Below are 22,569 nucleotides of genomic sequence, written 5' to 3'. Positions count from 1 at the left end.
TCAGCGCTGACCATTGTGGGAGCCAGCTTTCTCGCGATGAGGCCTGTACAGTCACCTCAAGACTTGGCGGGATACTCGCGATGCATCTGCTCAAGCAGCGCATCCTTGTCTTGCCACAACTGATTGATCCAACCCTGGAATTCCAGGCGATACTCCCCATCCTGGTCGTAGCTTTTGCCGATGAACTGCGGCGGGATCTTCAACTCCTGGAAATGCACCACCACCTCGCCAACGTTGCCGCAGAGCAAATCCCAATAGCCCGGACGGCCGCCCGGATAATGGATCGTCACGTTGATGATCGACTCCAGTTGCTCGCCCATCGCATCAAGCACAAACGCGATGCCGCCGGCCTTGGGCTTGAGCAGGTAGCGAAACGGTGATTGTTGCTGGGCATGCTTACCCTCGGTGAAGCGCGTGCCTTCGACGAAATTGAAGATGCCCACGGGGTTGTTGCGAAACTTCGCGCAGGTCTTGCGGGTGGTTTCCAGGTCCTTGCCTTTCTTCTCCGGATGCTTTTCCAGGTACGTCTTGGAGTAACGCTTCATGAACGGAAACCCCAGCGCCCACCAGGCCAGGCCGATCACCGGCACCCAGATCAGCTCCTGCTTGAGAAAGAACTTCAATGGACGGATGCGTCGGTTCAGCACGTATTGCAGCACCATGATGTCGACCCAGCTCTGGTGGTTGCTGGTGATCAGGTACGAGTGCTGGTAGTCCAGGCCTTCCAGGCCGCTGAGGCGCCAGCGGGTAGGGCGCACCAGGTTCATCCAGGCCTTGTTGTTACTGATCCAGGCTTCATGGATGTGGCTCATCAGCCAGTCGGTGAAACGCTGGGCGGCGGGGAAGGGCAGCAACAGCTTGAAGATCGCCACGACGAACAGCGGCGTACAGCAGGCGATGGTGTTCAGCGCCAACAGCAGCGAGGCAATGACGCCGCGCACGGGGGCAGGCAGGAAATCCAGCATTTAAATGTCCAGAGGTCGGTTGGCGGCTTGGATCGCTGTCAGGGCGATGGTGTACACGATGTCATCGACCTGGGCGCCGCGCGGCAGATCGTTCACCGGTTTGCGCAGGCCTTGCAGCATCGGCCCGAGGCTGACGCAGTCGGCGCTGCGCTGCACGGCCTTGTGGGTGGTGTTGCCGGTGTTCAGGTCCGGGAAAATGAACACCGTGGCGCGGCCGGCTACCTGGCTGTTGGGCGCCAATTGCCGGGCCACGGCCTCGTTGGCGGCGGCGTCGTATTGCAACGGCCCGTCGATCAGCAAGCCATGTTGTGCCTCGTGGGCCAGCAGGGTGGCTTCGCGGACCTTCTCCACTTCTTCACCGCTGGCCGATTCGCCGCTGGAATAGCTGAGCATCGCCACCCGTGGCGTGATGCCGAACGCTGCGGCTGAATCGGCGCTTTGCAGGGCGATTTCGGCCAGCTCCGCTGCACTGGGGTGCGGGTTCATCACGCAGTCGCCGTAGACCAGCACTTCCTCGGGAAACAGCATGAAAAATACCGAGGACACCAGCGAACAGCCGGGTGCGGTCTTGATCAGTTGCAACGCCGGGCGAATGGTATTGGCGGTGGAGTGGATGACCCCGGAGACAAGCCCGTCGACTTCGTCCAGCGCCAGCATCATGGTGCCGATCACCACGGTGTCTTCCAGTTGCTGCTCGGCCATCGGTGCGTTCAGGCTCTTGCTTTTGCGCAGCCGCACCATGGGTTCCACGTAGCGCTCGCGGATCGTATCCGGGTCGAGTATCTCCAACCCTGGCGGCAATTCGATGCCTTGGGCGCGGGCCACCGCTTCAACGTCGGCCGGCTTGGCCAGCAGCACGCAACGGGCGATGCCCCGAGCCTGGCAAATCGCCGCCGCCTGCACGGTCAGCGGTTCGCTGCCTTCGGGCAAGACGATACGCTTGTTGGCGGCCTGGGCACGCTGGATCAGTTGGTAGCGGAACACCGCCGGCGACAGGCGCATTTCCCGTGGCGTGCCGCAGCGTTGGTGCAGCCAGTTGGCGTCGAGGTGACTGGCAACAAAATCGGTGATGATCTCCGCGCGTTCGCGATCATCGATGGGGATTTCCTTGTTCAGGCTGTTGAGCAGGTTGGCGGTGTCGTAGGAGCCAGTGCTCACCGACAGCACCGGCAGTCCCGCCTGCAAGGCGCCTCGGCACAAGTCCATGATGCGCGGGTCGGGCAGGGTGTCGCTGGTCAGCAGCAGGCCGGCCAGCGGCACGCCGTTGATCGCCGCCAGGCTCACGGCCAGGATGATGTCATCGCGATCGCCCGGGGTGACCACCAGTACGCCGGGCTTGAGCAGCTCCACCGTGTTGCGCATGGTGCGGGCGCAGATGATGATGTTGCTCATGCGCCGGGTTTCGTAGTCGCCGGCGTTGAGCACCTGCGCGCCCATCAGGTCGGCCACGTCGCGGGTGCGCGGGGCGTTGAGTTCGGGGCGAAAAGGGATGCAGCCGAGCAGGCGGAAGTCGCCGCTGCGCAGCAGGGGCGAGTGCTCCTTGAGCCGTGCTGAAAACGCTTCCATGCTTTCGTCGGTGCGCACCTTGTTGAGGATCACGCCGAGGACCTTCGGATCTTTCGGCCCGCCGAACAGTTGCGCCTGCAACTCGACACGACCGGACAGTTCGGTCAGCACTTCGTTTTCCGGCGCCGACACCAGGATCACCTCGGCGTCCAGGCTCTTGGCCAGGTGCAGGTTGACCCGGGCGGCGTAGCTGGCGCTGCGGGTCGGGACCATGCCCTCGACGACCAGCACGTCCTTGCCGATCGCGGCCTGTTGATAGAGGGTGATGATTTCTTCCAGCAATTCATCGAGCTGGCCATCGCCGAGCATGCGCTCCACATGGGCCAGGCCCAGTGGTTGCGGTGGCTTGAGGCCGTGGGTACGGGCCACCAGTTCGGTGGAGCGTTCCGGGCCGGTATCGCCGGGGTGGGGCTGGGCGATGGGTTTGAAAAAGCCGACTTTCAGCCCGGCCCGTTCGAGGGTACGCACCAGCCCGAGGCTGATGGAGGTCAGACCCACACCAAAGTCGGTGGGCGCGATAAAAAAAGTCTGCATGCGGATTCTCTAGAGGGGCATGGCAAGGCTGCAGCCTATGACTGGCTGTCTACCGTCAATTCAGTCGCCAAGGTTAGCGCTAACCGGGCCTTGAGCGCACCAGCCGCAATCAAAGGGCTGGCCTATTTTTTCATTACGTTGCGCCGGGTCCAGCACCCAGGCCCGGGATTGCCACGGTGGCTGGTGGCGCAGGTGCTGGGTGTGGCCGCAGGACAGCTCGGCCACCCAGTGCCCGTCCTCATCCTGATGGAAACCGGTGACCGTTGGTCTGTTCGAGCTAGCCCGTTTGTCCGGGTTCCGTTCGCTTTCGGGCAAATCCTTGTTTAGACTTGTCCGTTCTTCATTCTTATGCAAAAGGTCTCGCCCCATGCTGATCGCCGCCAATAAGGCTGTCTCCATCGACTATACCCTGACCAACGACGCTGGTGAGGTCATCGACAGCTCCGCCGGCGGCGCTCCGCTGGTCTACCTGCATGGCGCAGGCAACATCATCCCGGGCCTGGAAAAAGCCCTGGAAGGCAAAACCACCGGTGATGAGCTGAAAGTGGCCGTTGAGCCGGAAGACGCTTATGGCGAATATTCCGCCGAGCTGGTCAGCACCCTGAGCCGCAGCATGTTCGAAGGCGTGGATGAGCTGGAAGTGGGCATGCAGTTCCACGCTTCGGCGCCTGATGGCCAGATGCAGATCGTCACTATCCGTGACCTCGACGGCGACGACGTGACTGTCGACGGCAACCACCCGTTGGCCGGTCAGCGCTTGAACTTCCAGGTCAAGATCGTCGACATCCGTGATGCCAGCCAGGAAGAAATCGCCCATGGCCACGTCCATGGTGAAGGCGGCCATCAGCACTGATTTCTGCGCTACGCTCAAGTTGACTGGAGAGGCGCCCTATGGCGCCTTTTTAGTCGCTTGCTGTTAGCATCGCCCATGGCTGTTTCGAAAAGATCCGCAAACCCTGGAGTTCGTCATGAGTGCTTTCCACGACCTTAAACTGCAAGCCCTGGATGGTCAGGAGCTTCCCCTCGCGCCATTCAAGGGCCAAGTCGTGCTGGTGGTCAACGTCGCCTCCAAATGTGGCCTGACGCCTCAGTACGCGGCGCTGGAAAATCTTTATCAGCAATACAAGGACCAGGGGTTCAGCGTGCTGGGCCTGCCCTGTAATCAGTTCGCCGGCCAGGAGCCGGGAACCGAGCAGGAGATCCAGGAATTCTGCAGCCTCAATTACGGCGTGACGTTTCCGCTGTCGAGCAAGCTGGAAGTGAACGGCCACGACCGTCACCAGCTGTACCGTCTGTTGGCGGGTGAAGGTGCCGAGTTTCCCGGGGACATCACCTGGAACTTCGAAAAATTCCTGCTCGGCAAGGACGGCCGGGTGCTGGCGCGTTTCTCGCCGCGCACGTCGCCGGATGATCCTTCGGTCATCCAGGCGATTGAAAAAGCGCTGAGCTAAACCATCCGCTGAACTTTTGTGGTGAGGGGATTTATCCCCGTTGGGCTGCGGAGCAGCCCTAAAATCTGATGCCTCGGTGTGTCGGCCTTATCAAGTCGCTTGCTCTTGGGGCTGCTGCGCAGCCCAGCGGGGATAAATCCCCTCGCCACAGGTTATGCGCTCGGCTTGCATCAGGTTGAGCCTCTCCAATGTCGATCTTCGCGGCCTTCTGATCCTTAATCACTCCAATCAATAGTGCTACCCAGCGCTGTGCATGCCCCATATTATCGTCGTCATATCCGATGCGACCTCGTTTTCATGGAGTGCCCCATGCCTGTAAGAGCCCTGTTCAAACCCTTTCATCTCGGCGCGCTGGAACTGCCGACCCGGGTCGTGATGGCGCCGATGACGCGCTCCTTTTCGCCTGGCGGCGTGCCGAACTCCAAGGTGATCGAGTATTACCGTCGTCGCGCGGCGGCCGGGGTCGGCCTGATCATCACCGAGGGCACCACGGTCGGCCATCAGGCGTCCAATGGCTATCCGAACGTACCGCACTTCTACGGCGACGCCGCGCTGGCCGGCTGGAAAAAAGTGGTCGATGCCGTGCACACCGAAGGCGGCAAGATTGTTCCGCAACTGTGGCACGTGGGCAACGTGCGGCGCCTCGGCACCGAGCCGGATGGCGCCGTGCCGGGCTACGGCCCGACTGAAAAACTCAAGGACGGCCAGGTCGTGGTCCATGGCATGACCCAGATGGACATCGACGAGGTCATTGCGGCATTCGCCCAAGCGGCAAAAGACGCCCAGAGCATTGGCATGGACGGGGTGGAAATCCACGGTGCCCACGGCTACCTGGTGGACCAGTTCTTCTGGGAAGGCAGTAATCAGCGCACCGATGGTTATGGTGGCAGCCTGGCCAACCGTTCGCGCTTCGCGATCGAGCTGATTCGCTCGGTGCGGGCTGCGGTAGGTGAGGGCTTCCCGATCATTTTCCGTTTCTCCCAATGGAAACAGCAGGACTACACCGCGCGCCTGGTGCAGACGCCCGAAGCGCTGGGAGAATTTCTCAAGCCCCTGGCGGATGCCGGCGTGGATATCTTCCACTGTTCTACGCGTCGCTTCTGGGAGCCGGAATTCGAAGGCTCGGACCTGAACCTGGCCGGCTGGACCCGCAAGCTCACGGGCAAGCCCACCATTACCGTCGGCAGCGTCGGCCTTGATGGTGAGTTCCTGCAATTTATGGTGAACACCGACAAGGTTGCGCAACCGGCCAGCCTGGAGAATCTGCTCGAGCGCCTGAACAAGGAGGAATTCGATCTGGTGGCGGTGGGGCGCGCGCTGCTGGTGGATCCGGACTGGGCGCAGAAAGTGCGGGAAGGGCGCGAACAGGAGATCCTGCCGTTCAGCCGCGAGGCGTTGATGACCTTGGTTTAAGCATCGTCTGAGCTGACGCTATCGCGAGCAAGCTCGCTCCCACAGGGGATTTCGGTAGAACAGCAGATATATATTCCGCCGAAGATTCAATGTGGGAGCGAGCTTGCTCGCGATGGCGCCCTCAGCATCAGCGACAATCAACGCACCGTCGGCGCCGCAGGCAGCACCTGCTCACCCACACAAACCCCGCGTAACTGCGCCTCGAACTGCTCGATCACCGATGCCCAGCCCTGGCGACTGGCATGCTGGCGCGCATTGAGCCGCACACAACGCAAGGCCTCGCGCTCTTCCAGCAGCCAGCGGGCCGCGTCGCAAAAAGCCTCTTCATCCCCTGGCATCGCCAGCACGCCGTTATAGCCGTGACGGATGTGCTGCGCCGCCGCAGCCTGATCGTAGGCCACCACGCCCAGCCCCGAGGCAAGTGCTTCGAGCACGACGTTGCCAAAGGTTTCGGTCAGGCTCGGAAAGACAAACACGTCCCCGGACGCATAATGCGCAGCCAGCGCTTCGCCACGCTGTGCGCCGCAAAAGATCGCCTCGGGCAATTGCTGTTCGAGGGCGGGCCGCTGCGGGCCGTCACCGACTATCACCAGTCTGATTCGCCGTGCCGGGAAGGCGCTGCTCAGCGTGTCGAAACTGCGCTTGAGCAGCCCGAGGTTTTTCTCCGGCGCCAGGCGTCCGACATGGATGACGGCAATGTCGTCCTCGCCCAGGCCCCACGTTTCACGAAGGTCTGTGGAGCGTTTGGCTGGATGGAACAGTTGGCTGTCCACGCCGCGGGACAGCAACGCCACGCGTTCGAAATGCCGGCGTTCCAGTTCCAGACGCTGGCTGAGGCTGGGCACCAGTGTCAGGCTGGAGCGGTTGTGGAACCAGCGCAGGTAATGGGTCAGCCCGCGACTTAGCAAGCCGAGGCCATATTGCTGGGTGTATTGCTGGAAATTGGTATGGAAGCCGCTGACCACCGAAATCCCCAGGCGCCGCGCTGCTCGTAGCGCGGACAAGCCCAGCGGGCCTTCCGTGGCGATATACAGCACGTCCGGGCGATGACGTTTCCAGCGCCTGAGCAACTTGTGCATCGACGCCTGCCCCCATTGCAGCCCCGGATACCCGGGCAAAGGCCAGCCCCGGCATAGCAGCAACTGCTCGTCACTGGCCAGGCCGTGGTCCCCGGCCTGGCGTGGGCGGATCAGTTCCACCCGGTGCCCGCGGGCACGCAAGCCGTCGTAGAGACGACCCAGGGTGTTGGCTACGCCATTGATTTCCGGCGCAAAGGTTTCGGTGACGAGGGTAACGTGCAGGAGTGTGGTCATGACCCCAGTGTCGACCGGGGCCATTTCGTCATTGTGACGCCAGGATGATGGATTTGTGACGGCTCAGCCCTGACGGGCCAAAGCGGTCTCGGCACCTTGTTCGCGCACCCAGAACAGCGTCGCCCCGGCCACCGCCGCCGGCATCATCAAAATGTTCACGAAGGGGATCAGCAACACCAGGTAAACGCTGCCGCCGAAGCCCAGGCTCTGCCAGCGTTTTTCCCGCAGCCAGGCGAGCATCTCGTTCCAGCCCAGCTTGTGGTTGTCCGCCGGGTAGTCGATGTACTGGATCGCCATCATCCAGATGCCGAACAGCAGCCACAGTGGTGCGGCGACGATATTGATCACCGGGATGAATGACAGCACGAACAGCCCCAGGGCCCGGGGCAGAAAATAGCCGAGCTTGCGCGCCTCCCGGGCCAAGGTACGCGGGATCATCGCAACCAGCTCGCCCCAACTGAACGCGGGGAAATCATCGGTGCCGCGAACCACTACCTCGACTTTCTCGGCGAGAAAGCCATTGAAGGGCGCCGCAATGATATTGGCGAGCATGGTGAAGCTGAAAAACACCATCAGTACGACAAGGACGACGAACAATGGCCAGAGCACGTAACTGAGAAAGCTCAGCCAATCCGGCAACGACGGCATCAGCGTGTCGACCCACAGGCTGAACTGGTGACCGGCGAGGTAGATCAGCCCGACGAACAACACCAGATTGATCGCCAGCGGCAACAAGACAAACAGGCGCAGGCTTGGGCTCAGGACCAGTTTGAGTCCTTCTCGCAAATATTGCGGGCCGGACAGGACAGGGGCGGCGGGCATAGGTGGCTCCGAGGGTAGGTGGACGCGCCGACCTTACCGGCTTTGCTCGGTGCGCGAAAGCCACGACACTGTGTGTAACAAAGGTTTAGCGCAGGATCGCAGCTATCGGGAGCGCTGCCGCGGATAGAGCTCACCTATGAGCTGGATTGTTAAACCGTATTTCCTTAATCTTCGCTCCCTCGATACGCTGCACCCAATCTTTTTCAGGACTGTCGAACCAAGCCTTCCCCAAGTGCATCCACAGTCCTTTTTTATTCCCGCCGCATAGCCGGCGTTCCGGGCCGCAGGGTCCGGTCAACAGGAGCAGGTCATGTCTGAAGTCCGTCATTCGCGAGTGATTATCCTCGGTTCCGGCCCTGCCGGTTACAGCGCCGCGGTCTATGCGGCACGTGCCAACCTCAAGCCGTTGCTGATCACCGGCATGCAGGCCGGCGGTCAGTTGACCACCACCACTGAAGTCGACAACTGGCCGGGTGATGTCCATGGCCTGACCGGTCCGGCCTTGATGGAACGCATGAAGGAACACGCCGAGCGCTTCGAGACCGAGATCGTTTTCGACCACATCAACGCCGTGGATTTCGCCGCCAAGCCCTACACCCTGACCGGCGACAGCGCGACCTACACCTGTGATGCCCTGATCATCGCCACCGGCGCCAGCGCCCGCTACCTGGGCCTGCCATCGGAGGAAGCTTTCATGGGCAAAGGCGTGTCCGCCTGCGCCACCTGCGATGGTTTCTTCTACCGCAACAAGCCGGTCGCCGTGGTCGGTGGCGGCAACACCGCAGTCGAGGAAGCGCTGTACCTGGCCAACATCGCCAGCACGGTCACGCTGATCCACCGTCGCGAAACCTTCCGCGCCGAGAAAATCCTGATCGACAAGCTCAACGCCCGCGTCGCCGAAGGCAAGATCATCCTCAAGCTCAACGCGACCCTGGACGAAGTGCTGGGCGACAACATGGGCGTGACCGGTGCCCGCCTGAAGAACAACGACGGCAGCTTTGACGAGATCAAGGTCGACGGCGTCTTCATCGCCATCGGCCACACGCCGAACACCTCGTTGTTCGAAGGCCAGCTGGAGCTCAAGGACGGTTACCTGGTGGTCAAGGGCGGTCGCGACGGCAACGCCACGGCCACCAGCGTCGAAGGTATCTTCGCGGCCGGCGACGTGGCCGACCACGTCTACCGCCAGGCGATCACCTCGGCCGGCGCCGGTTGCATGGCGGCCCTGGACACCGAGCGTTACCTGGATGGCTTGCAGAACGTTTCGTTCTGATCCATCGGGCAATAAAAAAACCGGCTTCGGCCGGTTTTTTTATGCCTGTCACATGACCAACAGGTGGATGCCGAGCCCTTGTGGGAGCGAGCTTGCTCGCGATGACGGTGTGTCAGTCAACATAGATGTTGGCTGACCTGACGCTATCGCGAGCAAGCTCGCTCCCACAAGGGCTGTGTGGACAAGGGGACCGTATTCAGGCCAGTTCCGCCAGGCACGCTTCCAGGATGTCCAATCCCTCTTCCAGCACCGCCGGCTCGGTCGTCAACGGCGCCAGCAGCCGAATGATGTGCCGGGATTTGCCGCTGGGCATCAGCAGCAAGCCCGAATCCCGTGCCGCCGCCAACAATTGCGTCAATTGAGCCGACGCCGGGGTGCCATCGGCGTGGGCCAGTTCGATGCCGCGCATGGCGCCGACTCCGGTTAACCGCCCCAGATAGGGGGACAACCCGCGACGGCGCCAGGATTCGTAGCGGCTTACTATGGCCTCCTCCTGGCGCGCCCCCCAGGCCCGCAGGTTCGTGTCGGTCATCTCGTCCAGGGTCGCCAGCGCGGCGGCGCAGGCGATAGGGTTGCCCGAGTAGGTGCCGCCGAGGCCGCCCTTGGGCAGGTTGTCCATCAGGGCTTTGCGTCCCATCACCGCCCCCAGCGGGACACCGCCGGCGATGCTCTTGCCCAGCAGGATCAGGTCCGGTTCGATGCCCAGCCGCGAAAACGCAAAACGTTGGCCGGTACGGCCGAAACCGGACTGGATCTCATCAATGACCAACACGATGCCCTTGTCGTCACAGAACTGGCGCAGCGCCTGGGCGAAGGTCACGTCCATCGCCAGGAAACCGGCTTCGCCCTGCACCGGCTCGACGATGAAACAGGCTACGTCGTTTACATCGATCTCGACGCTGAACAGCCGGTCCATGGCTTTCAAGGCTTCGGCACAGGTCACGCCGTTGTCCTGGCTGGGATAGGGCAGGTGATAGACCGGTCCGGGCAGGACACCGACTTTCTGTTTGTAGGGCGCAACCTTGCCGTTGAGGTTGAGGGTGGCCAGGGTCCGGCCGTGGAAGCCGCCATCAAACGCGATCACGGCGGTGCGCCCCGTGGCGCCGCGGACGATTTTCAAGGCGTTCTCCGCTGCCTCGGCGCCGCTGTTGGTAAGCATGCCGCTAACCGGATAGTCCACCGGGATGAATCTTGCCAGGCGCTCCATCAATTCGAGATAAGGCCGGTGCGGCGCGGCATTGAACGCATAGTGGGTCAACCGGGTGGCTTGCTCGCGAATCGCCTCGACGACACGCGGATGACAGTGGCCGAGATTCAGCACGCCGATGCCGCCGACAAAATCAATGTAGCGCTTGCCATCCGTGTCCCAGACTTCGGCGTTTTTTCCATGGTCGAGGCTGACGGGGTGAACGAAGGAAATCGATTGGCTGATGCTTTCGCGGCTCATGGATGACGGCTCGGAGGAAGAAATATTGCCTTTATCTAAGCCGCGGGGAGAGGCGCCAGGCAAACGAAATAAAGTTGCCGGGTCAATCATAAAAGTCGGGATGTGGATAACTGTGAATCTTGCGCAAGCGGCTCTTGTGGCGAGGGGGCAAGCTCCCTCGCCACAAGAGCGGGACGGTCAGCGCCGTTGCAGCGGCTGCGCCTCGAACTTCACGCCGGCGAGACCATGGACCATCAACGCGCGGATATTGCCGTGATCGCTGCCCTCGGGCGTGGCCAGCACCGAACGGTAATGCTCGCCAAACGCCAGGAGTGCTTCTTCATCGCTCAAGCCTTCAAGCAACGCCAGGCCCAGGGTCTTGCACGAACCTTCGTTCTGCCCGGCGGCGTTCTCGACGCCACCGTTGTTGAAAGCCTGGGGCTGGTAATCGTAGCCATCGGCGACAAAGGCCAGGGTATCGGCGAAAACATGTTCGCCACTCTTGAGGCTGGCGCGGAAGGTGTTCAGGTCAGGCATCGGGAGTTCCTTTGGCGAACGCCGCTTGCTGTTCGGCGCTGGCTTCTTTCTGGTATTGAGCTTTCCAATCGGCATAGGGCATGCCGTAGACGACTTCGCGGGCATCGTCGAGGCTGACCTCGACCTGACGCTCGTCGGCGGCAGCCTTGTACCACTTCGACAGGCAGTTGCGGCAGAAACCGGCGAGGTTCATCAGGTCGATGTTCTGCACATCCTTGCGGCTGTCCAGATGGGCAACCAGCCGGCGGAAGGCGGCGGCTTCGAGTTCGAGGCGTTGTTGATCGTTCATGGGAGTCTCTGCGAGACAGCTTCAAGCGGCGAGCTTCAAGCTGCAAGTGGGTTTGCGGTGTTCAGGCTTGAAGCTTACAGCTTGAAACTTTTGGCTGCTACGAAGCAGCACGGCTTGCCGCGAGGGTAATCGACACTGACTCGGCGAAGCGCAAGGCGTGCGGCTTGTCGACTTCGACCTCGGCGTACAGCACCGACTCGTTGGCCATGACCAGGTCCAGCAACTCCTGGGTCAGGCGTTCGAGCAAGGCGAATCGGTTGCCCTCCACATGGGCGATGATTGCCTTGGTGATGGTGCGGTAGTTCAGGGCGTGGTCGATGTCGTTATCGCGCACTGCCTCTTGGGCCGCGTAGAGGATGGTCAGGTTGATCAACACATCCTGCTTGTTGAGGATCTCGTCCTCGTTGATGCCAATGAACGTACGCAGGCGCAGGTCCTTGATCTTGATGCGCGCCATGGCGGGCTGAAGTTGTGGCATTTATTGGCTCCGTCGAATCAATTGCAGGAACTCCTGGCGCGTGGTGCTGGACTCGCGAAAGGCGCCAAGCATCACCGAGGTGTTCATCGTCGAGTTCTGTTTTTCGACACCGCGCATCATCATGCACATGTGCTGGGCTTCTATCACCACCGCAACGCCGGCGGCCTGGGTGACCTGCTGCACCGCGTCAGCGATTTGCCGGGTGAGGTTTTCCTGGATCTGCAGGCGGCGGGCGAACATATCCACCAGCCGGGCGATCTTCGACAGCCCCAGGACCTTGCCCGTAGGAATATAAGCCACATGGGCCTTGCCGATGAAGGGCAGCAGGTGATGTTCGCACAATGAATAGAGTTCGATGTCGGCAACGATCACCATTTCATCGCTGTCGGAGGCGAACAGGGCGCCGTTGACGATCTGTTCGATGCTCTGTTCATAGCCATGGCAAAGGTACTGCATGGCCTTCGCGGCCCGCACCGGTGTATCAAGCAGGCCTTCGCGTTCCGGGTCTTCGCCCAGGCCGATCAGGATCTCGCGGTAATGCTCGGGCGACAGGGCCATTGCGCTTCCTCGGAACAGGATTATTTGATGTGCCGCCCACCGTTGACGGTCAGGGTCGTGCCGGTGACGTAGGGGTTGTCCAGCAGATAACGCAGGCTCTGGTAGATCACTTCACTGCCCGGCTCGAAACCCAGCGCGGATTTGGCCAGGGCCTTGGCCCGATAGGCTGAATTGTCGTCGGGATTGAACAGTAGCAGGGCCGGGGCGATACCGTTGACCTTGATGGCGGGTGCGTACTTTGCCGCAAACGACAAGGTCAGGCTCTCGAGCCCGGCCTTGGTGGCGCAATAGGCGATGTGCCGGCTGCTGCCCTTGCGGGTCACGTCATCGCTGATGTGCACGATATCGGCCGGCACCGAGCGTTGCAGCAGCTCGGCGCACTGCAGGTTGATCAGGTAAGGTGCGAGCATGTGCACGCCAAACATCGCGCCGAAGGCGGCCGCCTCATCGCCTGGGGTTTCGGCCAGCCAGGCCGAGGCGTTATGCACAATGGCGCGTAGCTGGTCGGTGTGCTGCTTGAGTTGTTCGATGAAGGCGAGGATTCCCGCTTCACTGGAAAAGTCGGCAAACAGCATCGTGGCCCCTGAGTCCCGTAGCGTCTGCACGCCCGGGCGTTCGGTGCGATAGGTGGCGATGACCGGTTGCCCGTCTTCCAGCAACCGACGGGCGCAGTGCAGGCCGACACGCTGGGCTGCGCCGGTGATGAGGATCGGAGCGGTAGGCATGGGGCGGCTCGGTTTGCGGCGGAAGCAAAACTATAACAGCGCCGGATACCGTGTACCTATTGGCGACCGATCCAGTGAATGCATTGCCAATTTCACTGTGGGAGAGCCTGCTCGCGAAGGCGTTGGTCCAGCTGGATTCAATCTGGCTGGCAGGCCGCTTTCGCGAGCAGGCTCGCTCCCACACGAAGTCCTGCTGCATTAATGGTTCTGCGTCGCCGGCACTGGTCGTTGCGGTGCGCCGGCGAGCCAGTTCGCCAGCAAGTGGGTCGATAACGGGATAAACAGATAAACCATCAGCGGCGTCAGGATGAGCGTGCTGATCAGCACCCGGCTCAACATGCCCAGTTCAACCAGTAATGGCCCCAGCAGAAAATTGAACAACAACGAAACCGGAAAAAAACGCCAGCCAGATAGCCACCGCCTGTTTCCAGCGCGGTGGGCGTTGGTTGACGGCGCCGAACCAGCCGTCGATGCCGCGCACACGGTGTTCGGAGGGATGGGCAAACAGCTCGCTGCCGCGTCCCAGCCAAGCCGTACGCGAGGCCGAATGTTCCCATGCATGCAGGGTCTGCTCATCGGCGAAACGGAAGATGATCTGGAATTCGTCGTCTTCGGGCGGCGGCGCAAGTACGCCTGAGCCCAGGTAGCCGGGGAAGTCGGTCGCCAGTTGCTCGCCTTCGCGCAACCAGGCGATCAGGTCCTGATAGCGGCCATTGGCGACGCGGCGGGCAACCATCAACGTGACGGGTGAGGCAGACATTTTGTATCTCCATGTTACGGTTGCGGCACTCCGGGTAGGAGATTCGCTTGAAGAACGGCCCGAGGGTAAGGGGGCGGCGTTCGATGCCTGAAGGCAAGCAAGGATTATTCCTTGTAGGATAAAAAACTACAAATTCGAATATGGTTCGCCATCTCCCTTGTAAAGACATCCCCGGTGAGGAGTAAACTGGGATCCAATTCGAGCCGGGTAAGCCTTCGGAATGAGCGTGATCATCGAAGAGAACCTTGCGTTTCAGGCCTCCGTGGCTTTGAAAAGCGAGGACTTGTTTCCCATCCGCGAAGTGGCGCGGGTGACTGGCGTGAATCCGGTGACCTTGCGCGCGTGGGAGCGGCGCTACGGCCTCATCCAGCCCACACGCACCGAAAGCGGGCACCGCCTGTATTCATTGGGCGATATCGAAAAGGTTCGCAGCATTCTCGCCTGGATCGAACGCGGGGTAGCGGTGAGCAAGGTGGGGAAAATTCTCGCCAGGACCGAGTCGATCCAGCCAGCCTCCAGGTTCATTTCGCCCGATCTGGTGCGCGCTGATTACGCCCAGTGGCAACAGCTCGTGGCTGAAGCAGTCGGCAACTTTGACGATGTGGAGCTGGATCGGGTCTATGGACAGATTTTTTCCAGCTATACGGCACCGGTCGTCTTCCAGGACATCCTGATGCCGCTCTGGCGAGCATTGCTCCAACGCCAGCATGAGTTCGGGCAGACCAGTGAGTGGCTGTTTTTCGACGGTTTCTTGCGCTCGCGTGTCATGCAACGACTCTTGCTGAAGCGCGAAACTTCGTCGCGCCGGGTCCTGGTCAGCGCCATAGCTGGCCAATGCCGGGAATTGGAGTTGCTGGTCACGACGCTATTCATCTCCAGGGCGGAGGTGGATGTCAGGGTCATGGCTGTCGGCCAACCCTTTGACGAATTGACCCTGATTTGCCAGAAGATCAAGCCATTGGCGCTCGTGCTGGTTTCCAATCATGCGCCGGCCGCGGAGCTGCCCAAGCGGCTGAACAGGCTGGCGATGAGCCTCGATTGCCCGGTCATGCTCGCCGGCGATGCGTCAGACCTGGCGCAGGAAAGCCTGGCGGGCTCTTCCATCGCTTGCCTGGGAAATGAAGGCATGCTGATGCGCCAACGCTTGCGTCAATTTCTGGCGGGTAACCTGGACACTTGAATGGCTTGCTAGGATTTGTACGAAAAGTCGCCGATCGTCGCGCAGGCACTTTTCGTACAAAGCCTAGAGGTGCATCGCCGGATGGGTCAGACGATGTTGCTGGAGGATGTACTGACGCAGGCGCTCGGTTTCGTCCTGGTCATGCTGATTCAGATGGTAGGCGTACAGGCCCTGATCGGTTTCCCGTTCGAACGTACCGCGAAGCGAAATTCTCTCGTAGCCTGAAGGGCTGAACCACAACGCGAACTGTTTTGGCGGTTTGGTGCGGTTGCGAATTTCCAGCAGAACGCCCTTGCAAGATACCTCGTGCACCCATAAAGGACCTGGCTGACCCTTGGCATTTTCCAGCGCAACCGGTGCCTCGAGCGTCAGGCGCCATGGGCGCACCTTTGGTCCATCCTCATAGATGCTCGGCACACCCAGGCGCAGGTGCATGGCATGGAATTCGTCTTCCACCAGATGCAACGGAAAGGTCATCTGTTGGTTTTCGAAATTGGCTTGTAACGTGACCTGCTCGTTTGCTGCCAGGCGCGTCAAAAGGTCACGGATCTGCGACCCACCGTTTACCAGCAAGCTCGACGTGACATCCCGCTCGTTCAACTGCGGGCTGTGCTGCATGGTCCGGATGAAATCCAGCTCATCCTGGGTAAGAAGGGCGTCGCGCTGCATACAGTGCTCGAAAAATATGTGCGAGTTCACGGGTGATTGTAGTGACTGACCATTAATTCGCCGTTTTGTTTGCGCCGTTCGTCGCATCCAGGCGCGCAATGGTCTCCCGTGCTTCAGCCAACTCCTTTTCAAGCTGGGCGATTCGCTGTTGAGCTTTCACCTGGATTGTCACGTCCTTCTGCACACCGACGAAATAAGTGTGCCCGTCAGCCTGGTTTTTCACGGTCGACAACGACAGCTCATTCCAGAACGGCGTGCCGTCCTTGCGATAGTTGCGAAGGACCTGTCGGCATGATCCGCCTTGCTTCAAGGCCATGCGGATGTGCTCCAGGGCCGGTTGATCGCGATCGCCGGACTGCAGGAAACGGCAGTCCTGGTAGAGGATCTCGTCGCGGCTGTAGCCGGTCAGCCGTTCAAACGCCGGGTTTACATAAATCAGGATATTGTCTTCGTCGCCTTCCTTTTCGGCGATGACGATCCCGTCGTTCGAAGCGCTGATCACCAACTGCATCAAGTGAGCATTAATCATGAGGCCTCCAGCCATCGTCATCCCTGCGTGCGCTGCATTCTAGAAGAACTCTGGGCGATGTCTACTTGCCATTATTGGTTGTTGAGAATCAATCCCGGCATCACTGTTCAGCCTGCTACCATTGCGGCTCTTTATTCCGCTTCAGGATCAGATTGATGAAAGTCGCCATCCTTTCCGGCTCCGTATACGGCACCGCCGAAGAAGTCGCCCGGCATGCCGCCAAATTGCTTGATGACGCCGGTTTCCAGACATTCCACAATCCGCGGGCAACCCTGGCGGATATCCAGGCGTTTGGCCCGCAGGCGTTGTTGGCCATAACGTCCACTACCGGCATGGGCGAGCTGCCGGACAACCTGATGCCATTGTATTCGACGATTCGCGACCAATTGCCCGCGTCGTTTCGCGGCCTGCCCGGTGCGGTGATCGGCCTCGGCGATGCCAGCTATGGCGATACGTTCTGCGGTGGTGGCGAGCAGATGCGCGAATTGTTCGCCGAGCTGGGCGTGCATGAGGTGCTGGCCATGTTACGCCTGGATGCCAGTGAGAGTGTGACGCCGGAAAGCGATGCCGAGCCCTGGCTGGGCGAATTGATCGCTGCATTGCGCCATTGATGGAGGAGCGGCCGGCACTGATCGCGGATGTTCGCCTGATGACCCGCTCGGTCAGTAAGCTGGCTGCCAATGCAACTACCGGCCCTGGCGGAGCTGACTAGACTGGTTTTCTGTTCATGGAGGTTGGATACGCCTCCACCATAACAAGAAGCCAGAGGTCATAACCGTGAGCGTGACGCCCATTCAATCGACACCCGGCATCAAGGACCAGGTCAGCGCCGCGGAATGGCAAACCCGCGTCGATCTTGCCGCCTGTTACAGGCTGGTCGCGCTGCACGGCTGGGACGATCTGATCTTTACCCATATCTCCGCCAAGGTCCCCGGCACCGAAGATTTCCTGATCAACCCGTTCGGGTTGATGTTCCATGAAATCACCGCGTCGAGCCTGGTCAAGGTCGACCAGGCCGGCAACAAGTTGATGCCCAGCCCCTATGAGATAAACCCGGCGGGTTACACCATTCACAGTGCGGTGCACGAGGTGCGGCACGATGTGATGTGTGTGTTGCACACCCACACGGCCGCCGGTGTCGCGGTATCGGCGCAAAAACAGGGCGTCTTGCCGATCAGCCAGCAATCGCTGTTCGTGCTGTCGAGCCTGGCGTATCACCCTTACGAAGGGGTCGCCCTCAATCCTGAAGAGAAGGCCCGCCTGCAAGCGGACCTGGGCGACAGTAATTTCCTGATGCTTCACAACCACGGTCTGCTGACTTGTGGCGGCACCATCGCCGATACCTTCCTGATGATGTTCATTTTCCAGCGAGCCTGTGACATCCAGGTTCTGGCGCAGACCGGCGGCGCCGAGTTGATCGCCATCGAGCCCCAGGTGCTGGCCGGTGCCCGGGCGATGGTTGCCGGGGTGACCCGAAGCGCCCAAGGCATGGGGGGCGCGCTGGCCTGGCCGGCCTTGCTGCGCAAACTCGACCAGCAAGATCCGGGTTATAAAAGCTGATGCCCATGGTCCAGATTCCGCTGCGTATCTGGCGCCAGCGCGGACAGACCTTCATGTTTCGAGGTCACGCTATCCGCTATTGGGTGGCGGGCCACGGCGAGCCTCTGCTGTTTATCCACGGGTTCCCTACCGCCAGTTGGGACTGGCATTACCTGTGGCAGCCGCTGGCACAGCGTTACCGGGTGATCGCCTGCGACATGCTCGGTTTCGGTGACTCCGATAAACCTGTGGATCACACCTATAGCCTGTTGGAGCAGGCCGATCTGCAGCAAGCGTTGCTGACGCATTTGAATGTGACACAGGGAGTTCATGTGCTGGCCCACGATTATGGCGACAGCGTGGCCCAGGAGTTGATTGCCCGGCACAGCGAGGCGCGCGCCGACGTCGCCAGTTGTGTCTTTCTCAATGGTGGACTGTTCCCCGAGACCCATCGTCCGGTGCTGATGCAGAAGTTACTGCTCAGCCCCTTGGGGTGGCTGATAGGCCGGGCCTTCTCCAGGGACGGGCTGGTGAAGAGTTTCCAACGGATTTTCGGCCCCAGGACCTGCCCGACCGAAAGCGAGATGGATGATTACTGGAGCCTCGTCGAAACCCATCACGGGCCGCGGATCATGCACAAACTCATCGCCTATATTCCCGAACGACGGGTGCAACGCGACCGTTGGGTGCAGGCGATGCAGCGCGGCGAAGTGCCGTTGCGGGTCATCGACGGGGCAATCGATCCGATTTCCGGTGCGCATATGGTGGCGCGTTACCGAGCCTTGATTCCGAACGCCGACACGGTGCTGTTGCCTGACATTGGTCACTATCCACACACCGAGGCACCTGTTCAGGTACTCAAGCATTACCTGGCATTTCGCGAAATCATCGCGGCGCCGATCAGGCAAATGGCCTGTTCATGACCGATTGCCTGGCATCATCCCCTCACCTTATCGCCCACCATTCACTCTGAGCCCAGTTGATTGTGGCCTGCCGACTTGTGCCGGACACTCGTGGCAATGTCCTATCGGCCTGCTGGAGTTCTGCCCATGAGTGAGTCTGTGCGCTTCGAAGATAAAGTCGTGATCGTCACGGGAGCCGGCGGCGGCCTTGGCCGCGCTCATGCGCTGCTGTTTGCCCGGCAGGGCGCACGCGTGCTGGTGAACGATCTCGGCGGCTCAGCGCAGGGGGAGGGCGCCAACGCCTCGGCAGCGGATCGGGTGGTGGCTGAAATCCGTGCCGCCGGTGGTATTGCCGAAGCCAATCATGACTCGGTCACTGACGGCGACAAGCTTGTGCAAAACGCCCTCGACGCCTTCGGCAGGGTGGACGTGGTCGTCAATAACGCCGGTATCCTGCGCGACAAGACCTTCCATAAGATGGACGATGCCGACTGGGACCTGGTTTACCGTGTCCATGTCGAAGGTGCCTATAAAGTCACCCGCGCCGCCTGGCCGCACCTGCGCGAGCAGAACTACGGACGAGTGATCTTCACCGCCTCCACGTCCGGCATCTATGGCAACTTCGGCCAGTCCAACTACGGCATGGCCAAGCTTGGCCTGTACGGCCTCACTCGCACCCTGGCTATCGAAGGTCGCAAGAACAACATTCTCGTCAACGCCATCGCCCCCACCGGCGGCACCCGTATGACTGAAGGCCTGATCCCGCCGCAGGTATTCGAGCAGCTCAAGCCCGAGCTGGTCAGCCCGCTGGTCGTGTACTTGGCCAGCGAAGCCTGTCAGGAAACTTCCGGATTGTTCGAAGTAGGCGGCGGCTGGATGGGCAAGGTGCGCTGGGAGCGCAGCCTCGGTGCCGGCTTCGATCCGCGCGAGGGGTTCTCACCCGAGGACGTCGCCGCTCACTGGCAGCAGATTTGCGACTTTGAGAACGCAGTCCACCCGAACGACAACCTGGAAGCTTTGAAAGAGATGATGGCGAACCTGCAGCGCCACGCCATTTGAATCGCGTCCCTGGGCACGTTGTCGCCAGGCGCGGCACCGCGCTCAGGGGAAGTACTTCTGCACCAGGGCCGCGAGATTCGCAGCGGTCTCCCTGTCTATCACACCGTCATGTTTCGCCGGGCGAAAATGCAGCTGGAAGGCTCGAACCAGGCGCCGATACCCTTGAGATACAACGCATGCCTCGCAAACATCGGGCCTGGATAACCTCTTGCGCCCGCGGCGATGTCCGAATGCCCGAGCACGTTTACCGGACCGATTTCCGGGTAGCGTTTGAGAATATTCTGAATAGTGCTCGAGTTATCCAGGAAACAAGAAGTTCCCTCGCGGAAATAACCCGGAAATAAAAAAGGCCGCTGCAAAACGCAGCGGCCTAAACGTGACGTTGTAAAGGAGCTACAAATCAACGTCAGTGGACACGGGGACGATGGATTGATGCGCAATCCATCCGAATGACGGTGCGCCAGGCGCGAGGGACGCCTGGCGGCTTGCGCTTGCAGGCCCGTTGTCCCGCAAGCCCGGCCAGCATAGGGATGGGACGTTTTCGGAAACAGCCCGGATCCGGACATGCACTGTTGCAGTGCATGTAACAGTGCAGGCGCAGCGATGAAAATGCACGCCGTTGATAACCTCTCATCCAGTCCGTTCATGCACCACGCAAAGGCCCGGCCCGCATGGGCTGTCATCCTTTGGAGGTACATCGCGAATACCCCCTTGGTGCGCTTATCGCCCATGACGTGGGGCAGTAGGGTGGAGGCTCTGTCACTCACCGGGGAAGACGCATGACAACAATAACAATGCGCGCCATCTTCAAGCCGCAGGCGCTGGCCGTCGCGGTGGCCTTGGGTTGCTGTGCCCAGGCGCAGGCCGTTTCATTCAACATTGGCGAAATCGAGGGGCAGTTCGACTCCTCGCTGTCGGTTGGCGCGAGCTGGGGCATGCGCGATGCCGACAGGGATCTGGTCGGCACCGTCAATGGCGGTACGGGCCAGTCTTCCACCGGTGACGACGGCCGATTGAATTTCAGGAAAGGCGAGACGTTCTCGAAAATCTTCAAGGGCCTCCACGACCTCGAACTCAAGTACGGCGACACCGGCGTGTTTGTCCGTGGCAAGTATTGGTACGACTTCGAGCTCAAGGACGAAAACCGCGAGTTCAAGGACATCAGCGACAGTAACCGCAAGGAGGGCGCCAAGTCGTCGGGGGCGCAGATCCTCGATGCCTTCGTCTATCACAATTATTCCATCGCCGATCTGCCGGGCACGGTGCGCGCCGGCAAGCAGGTGGTCAGTTGGGGCGAAAGTACCTTCATCGGCAACTCCATCAACAGCATCAACCCGGTGGATGTGTCCGCGTTCCGTCGCCCGGGTGCGGAGATCAAGGAAGGCCTGATCCCGGTCAACATGCTGTTCGCCTCCCAGGGCTTGACCGACAAGCTTACCGTCGAAGGTTTCTACCAACTGGAGTGGGACCAGACGGTTGTGGACAACTGCGGCACCTTCTTCGGTAACGATGTGGTCGCCGATGGTTGCACCGATGGCTATACCGTAGGCAGCCCGGCGATTGCGCCGTTCGTGCCGTTGACCACCGCGTTCGGCCAGGGCATCCAGGTGACCAGCGAAGGCGTGGTCATTCCCCGTGGCGGTGACCGCGATGCGCGGGACTCCGGCCAGTGGGGCACGGCGTTGCGCTGGCTCGGCGATGACACCGAGTACGGCCTGTACTTCATGAATTACCACAGCCGCACGCCGACTGTGGGCACCACTACGGCGGGGCTCTCTACGCTGGCTGCGCTGCCGGGGATGGTCGCGACTGCAAACGCCATCGCCCCTGGCAGCGGCGCGGGCCTGGCGCAAAGCGTGATGTTGGGGCGCGGTGGGTATTACCTCGAATACCCTGAAGACATCCGCCTGTACGGCGCCAGTTTCTCCACCACGTTGCCGACTGGCACGGCGTGGACCGGCGAAATCAGTTACCGCCCCAATGCACCGGTACAGGTCAATACCAACGACCTGACCCTGGCCTTGGTGAACCCGATCGCCGGAGGCGCCGCGTCACCGATCGCCACTTCGCCGGGCGCGGACAACACCGGTTACCGCCGCAAGGAAGTGACCCAGGTGCAGAGCACCCTGACGCACTTCTTCGACCAGGTGCTGGGCGCCGATCGCCTGACCGTGGTCGGTGAGGCCGCGGTCGTGCATGTCGGCGGTCTCGAATCGAAGGACGAGCTGCGTTATGGACGCGATTCGGTCTACGGCCAGTACGGCTTCAACGGCGACACCGACGGTTTTGTCACCTCGACCTCCTGGGGTTATCGCGCCCGGGCGATTCTTGACTATTCCAACGTTATCGGCGGGGTGAACTTCAAGCCCAACCTGTCCTGGTCCCATGACGTGGCCGGCTATGGGCCCAACGGTTTGTTCAACGAAGGCGCCAAGGCGGTCAGCGTGGGTGTCGATGCCGATTACCGCAACACTTACACCGCCAGCCTGAGCTACACCGATTTCTTCGGCGGCGATTACAACGTTCTCGAAGACCGCGACTTCCTCGCGCTGAGCTTCGGCGTGAACTTCTGATCTGGCTG

23 protein-coding genes and 1 pseudogene are annotated in these 22,569 nt (G+C 60.9%); 10 read left to right on the top strand and 14 right to left on the bottom strand.

The features are described 5' to 3' along the window. Positions 1 to 56 precede the first annotated feature (56 nt). From J3P84_RS22895 to J3P84_RS22885, 3 genes are read right to left on the bottom strand one after another with little or no spacing between them, the layout of a single operon-like run. Positions 57 to 965 carry an acyltransferase gene (locus J3P84_RS22895; RefSeq protein ID WP_434626071.1) on the bottom strand — a complete coding sequence of 303 codons (909 nt, stop codon included), beginning with the start codon at positions 963 to 965 and terminating at the stop codon, positions 57 to 59. After that, on the bottom strand, positions 966 to 3,065 hold the full coding sequence (gene pta / locus J3P84_RS22890) for a phosphate acetyltransferase (RefSeq protein ID WP_305496764.1): 2,100 nt from the start codon (positions 3,063 to 3,065) through the stop codon (positions 966 to 968). A gap of 60 nt (positions 3,066 to 3,125) precedes the next feature. Beyond that, a complete protein-coding gene (locus tag J3P84_RS22885) occupies positions 3,126 to 3,464 on the bottom strand; it encodes a DUF3565 domain-containing protein (protein ID WP_434626069.1) in 339 nt (112 codons plus the stop codon). Between J3P84_RS22885 and J3P84_RS22880 the strand changes: the two genes are divergently transcribed. The 3 genes from J3P84_RS22880 (at position 3,433) to J3P84_RS22870 (ending at position 5,929) form a co-directional block, all read left to right on the top strand. Next, complete coding sequence (locus J3P84_RS22880; RefSeq protein ID WP_305496761.1) at positions 3,433 to 3,918, top strand: FKBP-type peptidyl-prolyl cis-trans isomerase; 486 nt, start codon at positions 3,433 to 3,435, stop codon at positions 3,916 to 3,918. The two genes, J3P84_RS22885 and J3P84_RS22880, sit on opposite strands and share 32 nt — an antisense overlap. A 115-nt stretch (positions 3,919 to 4,033) precedes the next feature. Beyond that, the gene (locus J3P84_RS22875) at positions 4,034 to 4,516 is read left to right on the top strand and encodes a glutathione peroxidase (protein ID WP_434626066.1); all 483 of its coding nucleotides are present in this window, start codon (positions 4,034 to 4,036) and stop codon (positions 4,514 to 4,516) included. Positions 4,517 to 4,825: 309 nt separating this feature from the next. Continuing rightward, on the top strand, positions 4,826 to 5,929 hold the full coding sequence (locus J3P84_RS22870) for an NADH:flavin oxidoreductase (RefSeq protein ID WP_434626064.1): 1,104 nt from the start codon (positions 4,826 to 4,828) through the stop codon (positions 5,927 to 5,929). 137 nt (positions 5,930 to 6,066) lie between these two features. Here the strand turns inward: J3P84_RS22870 and J3P84_RS22865 are convergent, their stop codons facing one another. Both J3P84_RS22865 and cysZ read right to left on the bottom strand, forming a co-directional pair. Next, complete coding sequence (locus J3P84_RS22865) at positions 6,067 to 7,266, bottom strand: glycosyltransferase family 4 protein (RefSeq protein WP_434626062.1); 1,200 nt, start codon at positions 7,264 to 7,266, stop codon at positions 6,067 to 6,069. A 39-nt stretch (positions 7,267 to 7,305) separates the two neighbouring features. After that, entirely contained in the window at positions 7,306 to 8,064 is a 759-nt protein-coding gene (cysZ, locus tag J3P84_RS22860; RefSeq protein ID WP_434569783.1) for a sulfate transporter CysZ, read from the bottom strand. 310 nt (positions 8,065 to 8,374) lie between these two features. Here cysZ and trxB point away from each other — a divergent pair, with 310 nt between their 5' ends. Then, positions 8,375 to 9,337, top strand: coding sequence for a thioredoxin-disulfide reductase (gene trxB, locus J3P84_RS22855; protein WP_212799028.1), 963 nt, complete (start codon positions 8,375 to 8,377; stop codon positions 9,335 to 9,337). A 196-nt stretch (positions 9,338 to 9,533) separates the two neighbouring features. Here trxB and J3P84_RS22850 read toward each other — a convergent pair whose 3' ends face one another. The 7 genes and pseudogenes from J3P84_RS22850 to J3P84_RS22820 all read right to left on the bottom strand — a co-directional run bounded on the left by J3P84_RS22850 (position 9,534) and on the right by J3P84_RS22820 (position 14,110). Then, the gene (locus J3P84_RS22850; protein ID WP_434626059.1) at positions 9,534 to 10,784 is read right to left on the bottom strand and encodes a 2-aminoadipate transaminase; all 1,251 of its coding nucleotides are present in this window, start codon (positions 10,782 to 10,784) and stop codon (positions 9,534 to 9,536) included. Between the two features lie 177 nt (positions 10,785 to 10,961). Further along, positions 10,962 to 11,300 (bottom strand): HopJ type III effector protein, encoded by a 339-nt coding sequence (locus J3P84_RS22845; protein WP_305496755.1) that lies wholly within the window; start codon positions 11,298 to 11,300, stop codon positions 10,962 to 10,964. After that, positions 11,293 to 11,589, bottom strand: coding sequence for a DUF1244 domain-containing protein (locus J3P84_RS22840; RefSeq protein ID WP_434626057.1), 297 nt, complete (start codon positions 11,587 to 11,589; stop codon positions 11,293 to 11,295). The genes J3P84_RS22845 and J3P84_RS22840 overlap by 8 nt, the downstream gene beginning before the upstream one ends. Before the next feature lie 97 nt (positions 11,590 to 11,686). Next, a complete protein-coding gene (folX, locus tag J3P84_RS22835) occupies positions 11,687 to 12,067 on the bottom strand; it encodes a dihydroneopterin triphosphate 2'-epimerase (RefSeq protein ID WP_434626056.1) in 381 nt (126 codons plus the stop codon). Continuing rightward, positions 12,068 to 12,625, bottom strand: coding sequence for a GTP cyclohydrolase I FolE (gene folE / locus J3P84_RS22830; protein ID WP_434569779.1), 558 nt, complete (start codon positions 12,623 to 12,625; stop codon positions 12,068 to 12,070). Positions 12,626 to 12,645: 20 nt separating this feature from the next. Further along, on the bottom strand, positions 12,646 to 13,350 hold the full coding sequence (gene folM / locus J3P84_RS22825; RefSeq protein WP_434626054.1) for a dihydromonapterin reductase: 705 nt from the start codon (positions 13,348 to 13,350) through the stop codon (positions 12,646 to 12,648). Between the two features lie 198 nt (positions 13,351 to 13,548). Then, a pseudogene (locus J3P84_RS22820) lies at positions 13,549 to 14,110 on the bottom strand (antibiotic biosynthesis monooxygenase). A 220-nt stretch (positions 14,111 to 14,330) separates the two neighbouring features. Here J3P84_RS22820 and J3P84_RS22815 point away from each other — a divergent pair. Further along, positions 14,331 to 15,290 (top strand): MerR family transcriptional regulator, encoded by a 960-nt coding sequence (locus J3P84_RS22815; protein ID WP_434626052.1) that lies wholly within the window; start codon positions 14,331 to 14,333, stop codon positions 15,288 to 15,290. 63 nt (positions 15,291 to 15,353) lie between these two features. Here J3P84_RS22815 and J3P84_RS22810 read toward each other — a convergent pair whose 3' ends face one another. Then, positions 15,354 to 15,959: a hypothetical protein gene (locus J3P84_RS22810; RefSeq protein ID WP_305496748.1), complete on the bottom strand. Its 606-nt coding sequence runs from the start codon at positions 15,957 to 15,959 to the stop codon at positions 15,354 to 15,356. Positions 15,960 to 16,011: 52 nt separating this feature from the next. Further along, positions 16,012 to 16,488, bottom strand: coding sequence for a PAS domain-containing protein (locus J3P84_RS22805; protein ID WP_305501358.1), 477 nt, complete (start codon positions 16,486 to 16,488; stop codon positions 16,012 to 16,014). Positions 16,489 to 16,643: 155 nt separating this feature from the next. Here J3P84_RS22805 and J3P84_RS22800 point away from each other — a divergent pair, with 155 nt between their 5' ends. From J3P84_RS22800 to J3P84_RS22780, 5 genes are all read left to right on the top strand, one after another. After that, positions 16,644 to 17,099, top strand: a complete 456-nt coding sequence (locus tag J3P84_RS22800) for a flavodoxin (RefSeq protein WP_434626049.1) — start codon at positions 16,644 to 16,646, stop codon at positions 17,097 to 17,099. A gap of 166 nt (positions 17,100 to 17,265) precedes the next feature. Next, a complete protein-coding gene (locus J3P84_RS22795) occupies positions 17,266 to 18,048 on the top strand; it encodes a class II aldolase/adducin family protein (RefSeq protein WP_434569773.1) in 783 nt (260 codons plus the stop codon). Then, complete coding sequence (locus tag J3P84_RS22790; RefSeq protein WP_434626047.1) at positions 18,048 to 18,950, top strand: alpha/beta fold hydrolase; 903 nt, start codon at positions 18,048 to 18,050, stop codon at positions 18,948 to 18,950. Before J3P84_RS22795 ends, J3P84_RS22790 begins: the two co-directional genes overlap by 1 nt. A 126-nt stretch (positions 18,951 to 19,076) precedes the next feature. Then, complete coding sequence (locus J3P84_RS22785; protein WP_434569771.1) at positions 19,077 to 19,988, top strand: SDR family oxidoreductase; 912 nt, start codon at positions 19,077 to 19,079, stop codon at positions 19,986 to 19,988. 779 nt (positions 19,989 to 20,767) lie between these two features. Then, complete coding sequence (locus tag J3P84_RS22780) at positions 20,768 to 22,561, top strand: DUF1302 domain-containing protein (RefSeq protein WP_434626045.1); 1,794 nt, start codon at positions 20,768 to 20,770, stop codon at positions 22,559 to 22,561. The last annotated feature ends 8 nt before the right edge of the window (positions 22,562 to 22,569 follow it).

The organism is Pseudomonas sp. Z1-29 (assembly GCF_051131995.1).
In the GTDB taxonomy this organism is placed as follows: Bacteria; Pseudomonadota; Gammaproteobacteria; order Pseudomonadales; family Pseudomonadaceae; genus Aquipseudomonas.
Note: the sequence above shows the minus strand (reverse complement) of the source record. Positions and strands in the feature narration are given on the sequence as shown.

What these genes read in the sequence shown, in the direction of transcription:
- J3P84_RS22865 (WP_434626062.1), bottom strand. Translation starts at nt 7,266, where the DNA reads ATGGCCCCGGTCGACACTGGGGTCATGACCACACTCCTGCACGTTACC.
- J3P84_RS22895 (WP_434626071.1), bottom strand. Translation starts at nt 965, where the DNA reads ATGCTGGATTTCCTGCCTGCCCCCGTGCGCGGCGTCATTGCCTCGCTG.
- J3P84_RS22780 (WP_434626045.1), top strand. Translation starts at nt 20,768, where the DNA reads ATGACAACAATAACAATGCGCGCCATCTTCAAGCCGCAGGCGCTGGCC.
- J3P84_RS22870 (WP_434626064.1), top strand. Translation starts at nt 4,826, where the DNA reads ATGCCTGTAAGAGCCCTGTTCAAACCCTTTCATCTCGGCGCGCTGGAA.
- trxB (WP_212799028.1), top strand. Translation starts at nt 8,375, where the DNA reads ATGTCTGAAGTCCGTCATTCGCGAGTGATTATCCTCGGTTCCGGCCCT.
- cysZ (WP_434569783.1), bottom strand. Translation starts at nt 8,064, where the DNA reads ATGCCCGCCGCCCCTGTCCTGTCCGGCCCGCAATATTTGCGAGAAGGA.
- pta (WP_305496764.1), bottom strand. Translation starts at nt 3,065, where the DNA reads ATGCAGACTTTTTTTATCGCGCCCACCGACTTTGGTGTGGGTCTGACC.
- J3P84_RS22840 (WP_434626057.1), bottom strand. Translation starts at nt 11,589, where the DNA reads ATGAACGATCAACAACGCCTCGAACTCGAAGCCGCCGCCTTCCGCCGG.
- J3P84_RS22810 (WP_305496748.1), bottom strand. Translation starts at nt 15,959, where the DNA reads ATGCAGCGCGACGCCCTTCTTACCCAGGATGAGCTGGATTTCATCCGG.
- J3P84_RS22850 (WP_434626059.1), bottom strand. Translation starts at nt 10,784, where the DNA reads ATGAGCCGCGAAAGCATCAGCCAATCGATTTCCTTCGTTCACCCCGTC.
- J3P84_RS22785 (WP_434569771.1), top strand. Translation starts at nt 19,077, where the DNA reads ATGAGTGAGTCTGTGCGCTTCGAAGATAAAGTCGTGATCGTCACGGGA.
- J3P84_RS22885 (WP_434626069.1), bottom strand. Translation starts at nt 3,464, where the DNA reads ATGGAGACAGCCTTATTGGCGGCGATCAGCATGGGGCGAGACCTTTTG.
- folX (WP_434626056.1), bottom strand. Translation starts at nt 12,067, where the DNA reads ATGCCACAACTTCAGCCCGCCATGGCGCGCATCAAGATCAAGGACCTG.
- J3P84_RS22880 (WP_305496761.1), top strand. Translation starts at nt 3,433, where the DNA reads ATGCTGATCGCCGCCAATAAGGCTGTCTCCATCGACTATACCCTGACC.
- J3P84_RS22790 (WP_434626047.1), top strand. Translation starts at nt 18,048, where the DNA reads ATGCCCATGGTCCAGATTCCGCTGCGTATCTGGCGCCAGCGCGGACAG.
- J3P84_RS22805 (WP_305501358.1), bottom strand. Translation starts at nt 16,488, where the DNA reads ATGATTAATGCTCACTTGATGCAGTTGGTGATCAGCGCTTCGAACGAC.
- J3P84_RS22815 (WP_434626052.1), top strand. Translation starts at nt 14,331, where the DNA reads ATGAGCGTGATCATCGAAGAGAACCTTGCGTTTCAGGCCTCCGTGGCT.
- folE (WP_434569779.1), bottom strand. Translation starts at nt 12,625, where the DNA reads ATGGCCCTGTCGCCCGAGCATTACCGCGAGATCCTGATCGGCCTGGGC.
- J3P84_RS22875 (WP_434626066.1), top strand. Translation starts at nt 4,034, where the DNA reads ATGAGTGCTTTCCACGACCTTAAACTGCAAGCCCTGGATGGTCAGGAG.
- folM (WP_434626054.1), bottom strand. Translation starts at nt 13,350, where the DNA reads ATGCCTACCGCTCCGATCCTCATCACCGGCGCAGCCCAGCGTGTCGGC.
- J3P84_RS22845 (WP_305496755.1), bottom strand. Translation starts at nt 11,300, where the DNA reads ATGCCTGACCTGAACACCTTCCGCGCCAGCCTCAAGAGTGGCGAACAT.
- J3P84_RS22800 (WP_434626049.1), top strand. Translation starts at nt 16,644, where the DNA reads ATGAAAGTCGCCATCCTTTCCGGCTCCGTATACGGCACCGCCGAAGAA.